Below are 258 nucleotides of genomic sequence, written 5' to 3'. Positions count from 1 at the left end.
AGGGAGTCGAACCCCCACGCCAAAGGCGCTAGATCCTAAGTCTAGTGCGTCTGCCAATTCCGCCACACCCGCATATTATAATTTAAAAAGAAAAAATGGGGCGACTGATGGGAATTGAACCCACGAGTGCCGGAGCCACAATCCGGTGCGTTAACCACTTCGCCACAACCGCCATGATTTTCTGGTGCCGACTAGAGGACTTGAACCCCCAACCTACTGATTACAAGTCAGTTGCTCTACCAATTGAGCTAAGTCGGC

2 tRNA genes are annotated in these 258 nt (G+C 51.2%); both read right to left on the bottom strand.

Annotation, left to right across the window (positions count from 1 at the left end):
* Nucleotides 1-96: 96 nt before the first annotated feature.
* A tRNA-His gene (locus AC0IXC_RS29245) sits at nt 97-172 on the bottom strand.
* A 10-nt stretch (nt 173-182) separates the two neighbouring features.
* Nucleotides 183-258 (bottom strand) — tRNA-Thr (locus AC0IXC_RS29240).

This window comes from Bacillus sp. AC266, assembly GCF_979253805.1.
The sequence above is the reverse complement of the archived record's forward strand: the minus strand, read 5'-3'. Positions and strand labels throughout refer to the sequence as shown.